The organism is Desulfobacter sp. UBA2225, assembly GCF_002348205.1.
Lineage (GTDB): Bacteria > Desulfobacterota > Desulfobacteria > Desulfobacterales > Desulfobacteraceae > Desulfobacter > Desulfobacter postgatei.
In genome coordinates this window covers 1-5,189 of record NZ_DDYV01000279.1, presented here as the reverse complement: position 1 = coordinate 5,189, position 5,189 = coordinate 1, and the positions used below count along the sequence as shown (strand labels likewise).

Below are 5,189 nucleotides of genomic sequence, written 5' to 3'. Positions count from 1 at the left end.
CAGGTCAGCCCATGGCTGTTATTTATTCAGGGCGGCAATTGTGGTGTCAAGCATCCTGTTGGAATACCCCCACTCATTGTCAAACCATGACTGAATTTTCACAAGCCGTGATCCCGACACCCGGGTCTGGGGAAGATCAACAATGGCGGACCTGGGATCATGGTTAAAATCACAGGAGACCAACTGTTCATCATTCACCCCTAGAATCCCTTTTAAATTCGATGCTGCAGCCCGGGTAAGCAGGTCATTGATCTGCTCCGCATCTGTATCCGCCCCCACCACAAGGGTAATGTCCATGATCGAAACATTGGTGGTGGGGACCCGGATAGCCAGGGTTTCAAATTTTTTGTCCAGATGGGGCAAAATCCTGCCGATTCCCTTTGCAAGTGACGTGGTCACCGGAATAATGGACTGCAGGGCAGACCTTGTTTTACGCAAATCCGTATTATATGCGTCAATCACAGGCTGGTCGTTCATGGCGGAATGAATGGTGGTAATGGAGCCGCTGTCAATGCCAAGCACGGCATCAATGACGCTTAAAATGGGAATCAGGCAGTTAGAGGTACAGGAGGCATTGGAAATAACCGCATGTTCAGCTTTCAGACTGTTGTGATTCACCCCGTATATAATTGTGGCATCCATTTCATCTTTGCCGGGATGGGAATAAATAACCTTTCCCGCACCGCACAGCAGATGCTGTTTAGCAGCCGGCCTGTCATTAAAAATACCGGTGCAGTCGAGAACTGCGTCCACCTTCAAGTCTTTCCAGGGCAAATACCCGATATTTTTTTCCTGGAGCAGACAAATTTCATCGTTTTCAATGGCCATACCCCGGGTAGTTTTCCTCACATCTTTCGGAAACCGTCCATGGGTGGAATCAAACCGGGTCAGATGAAACACCGTATCCGGATGCCAGGCTTCATTAATGGCCACAAGGCAAAGCTGTTCTCTGTATGCTTTGGACTCGTAAAGGGCGCGCACGACGCAACGCCCGATCCGTCCATATCCGTTCACCGCTATCTTATATGCCATTGCCAGACTTCCTGAACCGTTTGGAGTTAATAAAAAAACTCTTTTAATACCAGGGAGATACGGCTTATGTCAAGATAAAGGTGCACGTTTGAATACATAGAGGCAATCAGCTGGATTTTTTTCTTATAAGCCAGTCAATGACAGCATCCGGGTCTGGCTGGGCGGATGTTGTCGGCGTGGGGTCATGCACAGGTTCAGTGTTTCTGTAGCGGGATGCCGGGGCCTCGGCAGGGATAGGTGCAGGTGTTTCAGGTGCCGGTGCTTTATGGGCCGATAGCCGGGGGGACGGATCCAGAGCCCGGACCATAGAATCGGCCTTGTCAATAATGAAGACCTCTCTGATAAATTTATCCATATCGGCGCTCCCGTCGGATTCGGCAGTGGTTTGTTCAGAGGGTCCTGGTGGTACTTGGCTGGGTTCCAGGGACGGAATCAGGTGTTCTGCCTGAAACGCTTCCAGCCCAGATGCTGCCTCGGACAGATCCCCTTGGGTTTCCGTGGCTGAAGGAGGCGGAACGGTCATGGTCGGCACAAAAACGGAGCTCTTTTGTGTTGCCGGTGTTTTGATTTGGGGATGCTGTATTTGATCCGGAACGGAAAGTATCCGGGGGTAAAAAGTATAGGCGATAACCGCCAGGAAAACGGCTGCTGCCAAGGAGGGCAGTGGCCTTACCGGCCACCGGGACTTTAGGCCGGCCAAACGCGTTGTAGGTAACGGCGCCGGCGGGGAGACAGGCACCGGTACCTGGGGAAGTTTCAAAATACCCACGGCATTCTGAAAGGTCTGGGCGTCAATGGTTTGCATATCTTTTGAATAAGCGGCGATCATGGCCTGGTCGCAGGCGATGTTGATGCGCCGGGGAATGCCTTTGGTATACCCATGTACTTCCCGGACAGCTTCGGGGGTGAAAATCCTGTGTGTTGCACCGGCCAACTCAAGGCGCCGGTGGATATAGTCCCGGGTCTGTTTTTCTTCCAGGGGGGAAAGCATGGCATGGACATCCACCTGCTTTTCCCATGAAGGACCCAGTTTTTTTTCCATGACTTGGTGGAGTTCCAGTTGACCGGCAAGGATGATAGTAAGGGTATTATCCGGCGCAAATTTTGCCCAGGAGGGGAGCAGGGCCAGGAATCGCTCCGGAATCAGGTGTGCCTCGTCAATAATGATCAGGCATTTTTTTCGGGCCTGGTGCAGGCGGTTTAAAAAAGCCGACAGAACCGGGCCAAATTCTTCGCCTTCCCTATAAAGCTCATCAAATCCCAGGGCCCGGGCAATGGAAAGAAACAGATAGTGGAGTTCAATGCTCGGATCTGTGATATGGGCCACTGCGGTCTCTTGGGGCAGGCAATGGCGCAGTTCATGGATCAGGGTGGTCTTGCCCGTGCCGATGTCTCCGGTGAGAATCAGCAACCCCTCAGGCCCTTCAATACCGCGTTTGAGAAGGTCTAAAGCCCTGGCGTGGGTGTTGCCCAACCACAGAAAACTGTTATCCGAACTGAGCTGGAAAGGTTTTTTTTTCAGGTTGAAATGGGTGCAATACATGGTGTGCCTCCCTTGGTCGGTCCCGGTTCCGATAGGCCAGATTTAGAGCATCTCTTTGATGGCATCCAGCAAAGGGTTCTCTTCCATAGGCTGACCCGTTTCTCTGGGATTGCCGCCTCTGCGATGTTTTTTAACGCAGTCATACTGATCCCATCCTTTGAGGGGATAGTCCAGGTCTACACTTTTCCATTTCGGATGACCGTTTTGTTTGAGCCACTCCAGGTTATCGTAAACAATGTTGGCAAATTCTCCCACGGAATCGCAGTTGCTCCCCCTGAAATCAAAGGAGACCAGAACAGCCTTCACCGCAACGGTCGATACGGATTGGCTCTGCCATGGATAGGTGCCGGCCGGAATCTGGGCAACAGGGTAGAATTCGGTAATGCTTTTGTTGCCTATGGGCACGATGTGCAACCCATCCCCGACCGTAACCTGCTCGGAAAAAAGGGCTACGGGGAATCCGGCCACGTAGAACATGGCGTCAATGGTGCCGGCCTTGAGCATGGACAGGGCATCATCCGTGCCCACGGCCAGGGTTTGGGCCGGTTTGATACCCGAAACCTCAAAAAGGAGCTTGGCAGTGAGATAGGTGCCCGAACCTTCCTTGTCCACGGCCACCCGCCTGTTTTCCAGGTCATCAAACGACGCAACTTCGGTTTTACCCAGCAGATGGACCTCTTCGTTGTACAAGGGGAAAACCATTTTCGTCTTTCTTGCAATACTCTTTAGGACCTTGTTGGATTGCACCTTGAGCACAAATGCCAGTACATCGGACTGGACAATACCCATCTCGGTCTTAGGGCGCTTGTACACGGCATATACATTTTCCACCGATCCCCGGGAGTTGTATACATGGATGTTATATCCGAATTTTTTGCCTAATTCCTTCAGATTCAGGCCGAATTGGAAGTACGTACCTTTTGCGCCGCCGGTGATTATTCCCAGCTCCCCTGCAGATGCTGTGCCGCACATGGTTGTCCAGATCAGGATACCCAATACCAGAATGAATTTGCGAATCATAATGTCCCCCATAAATTGTACCGGCATCGGGGCCAGATAAAAATTATGTCAGACTATGTCCTTCCGTCGGCCGGTATAGCGGGCACGGGCCAATTTGTTTTTTTGACTGCAACGTGGCCCACAACGAAAGTGGAAAGTGACACCCCGGGGTTACCGGTAACTTTTTTATAAAAAATAGCGTCGGATACTTTTTCTTTTCGATAATGGTTTACCAAATTGAGGCACAAAGTCAAGGAGCAATACCACATTAACAAGGAATAATTGAATGACCTCATATAATTGACGAAAAATTGTGAAAAAGATGTATGAATTTTCTAAATAATTCCCCTATCCGCCGGGGAAAATGGAGTAAAAAAGTGTGCGAAAATTTTCCAACAATCCCCCGGCCGCAGGGAAATAGAAAAAATCTGCGGCCGGAGCTACCGACTAATAATATATGGGCTCCGCATATTCAATGCCGTACCCATACCGGCCTCCCGGGTGTGAGGTGCCCAGTTCCGTGGACCATTTAACATAACCTGTATAGTTTTCGTATTTTTCAGGGCCTTTTGAGGCCTGGTCGTAATTTTTTATCCTGATATAAACCTGCTGTCCGATATCCATTTTTTCGTCCGAAGCCAGATAATTGCCTCCGCTGCTGTAATTGTACATGCTTGCATTGTAGTACAGACCCTGGTCTTCGTATCTGTAAACATAGGCAGGGTTGTTACATTCCACACGTATATATTTACGTTGTTCGGAATAAGGGCTCATTGTTAATCTCCTTTTATTTATAATAAAGTCTGGATAAGTTGCTCAGATCTTTCAAACTTTGTTGTGGGCTATGTATGCCCGGCAGTTGATATGTCAGGTGAGCCCATGGCTGTTATATTGAATTATTACCAGCTATAGAAAATTCAGAAAATCAGGATTGCAAAAAATTATATCAGGAGAGGTTGCTAAAGTACATTGAATATTTTTATCTTGAATAAAGGCAGGCTGGTGAGATACAATTTTCTGCCGCTCGTACGCCTTTGGCTGTTTTACCAAGCGCATCGCCTGCGTATGGGGCGATTGTTTTTCAATATAATGAAGCGTATTGATTTAATAGAGCAGCGCGGGTGGCTTCAGGAAGCCCCCAAAAAGGGGGCCTGAAAAAAAATTCACGGCTAAATCCCCAGATAAGCCTCTTTAATGTAGGGATTACCTAAAAGTTCATCGGCCTTGCCCTCCAGGGCAACTCTGCCGTGTTCCAGCACATAGCCCCGGTCTGACAGGCGCAATGAATGGTTTACATCCTGTTCAACCAGAAGAACGGTGGTGCCCTGGTCGGCGATTTTCCGGATGGTCTCAAAAATGCTCTTAACCAAAACAGGGGCCAGTCCAAGGGAGGGTTCATCCAGCATCAGAATTTTGGGCCTGGCCATAAGCCCACGACCAATGGCCACCATCTGCTGCTCCCCGCCTGAGAGCGTATTGGTCCGCTGCCCGGCCCGTTCTTTGAGTTTGGGGAAGCGGGCCGAAACCGCCTCCAGGCGCCGGGCCATCTCCGGGCGGCTGAGCCTTAAGGCCAGGGCGCCCAGCTCCAGGTTCTCCCTGACCGTCAGGTCGCCGA

The 5,189-nt window shown here is 50.2% G+C and carries 5 protein-coding genes; all 5 read right to left on the bottom strand.

What is annotated here, in order from left to right; all coding sequences use genetic code 11:
- Nucleotides 1–18: 18 nt before the first annotated feature.
- The gene (locus B3D59_RS14540) at nucleotides 19–1,032 is read right to left on the bottom strand and encodes a type I glyceraldehyde-3-phosphate dehydrogenase (RefSeq protein WP_286820981.1); all 1,014 of its coding nucleotides are present in this window, start codon (nucleotides 1,030–1,032) and stop codon (nucleotides 19–21) included.
- A 106-nt stretch (nucleotides 1,033–1,138) separates the two neighbouring features.
- Nucleotides 1,139–2,575 (bottom strand): ExeA family protein, encoded by a 1,437-nt coding sequence (locus B3D59_RS14535; RefSeq protein WP_286820978.1) that lies wholly within the window; start codon nucleotides 2,573–2,575, stop codon nucleotides 1,139–1,141.
- 42 nt (nucleotides 2,576–2,617) lie between these two features.
- The gene (locus B3D59_RS14530; RefSeq protein WP_286820976.1) at nucleotides 2,618–3,595 is read right to left on the bottom strand and encodes a TAXI family TRAP transporter solute-binding subunit; all 978 of its coding nucleotides are present in this window, start codon (nucleotides 3,593–3,595) and stop codon (nucleotides 2,618–2,620) included.
- A 426-nt stretch (nucleotides 3,596–4,021) separates the two neighbouring features.
- Nucleotides 4,022–4,348: a PilZ domain-containing protein gene (locus B3D59_RS14525; RefSeq protein WP_286820972.1), complete on the bottom strand. Its 327-nt coding sequence runs from the start codon at nucleotides 4,346–4,348 to the stop codon at nucleotides 4,022–4,024.
- Nucleotides 4,349–4,743: 395 nt separating this feature from the next.
- The coding region (locus tag B3D59_RS14520; RefSeq protein ID WP_286820963.1) for an ABC transporter ATP-binding protein at nucleotides 4,744–5,189 on the bottom strand (446 nt) is incomplete at its 5' end.

What these genes read in the sequence shown, in the direction of transcription:
- B3D59_RS14540 (WP_286820981.1), bottom strand. Translation starts at nt 1,032, where the DNA reads ATGGCATATAAGATAGCGGTGAACGGATATGGACGGATCGGGCGTTGC.
- B3D59_RS14535 (WP_286820978.1), bottom strand. Translation starts at nt 2,575, where the DNA reads ATGTATTGCACCCATTTCAACCTGAAAAAAAAACCTTTCCAGCTCAGT.
- B3D59_RS14530 (WP_286820976.1), bottom strand. Translation starts at nt 3,595, where the DNA reads ATGATTCGCAAATTCATTCTGGTATTGGGTATCCTGATCTGGACAACC.
- B3D59_RS14525 (WP_286820972.1), bottom strand. Translation starts at nt 4,348, where the DNA reads ATGAGCCCTTATTCCGAACAACGTAAATATATACGTGTGGAATGTAAC.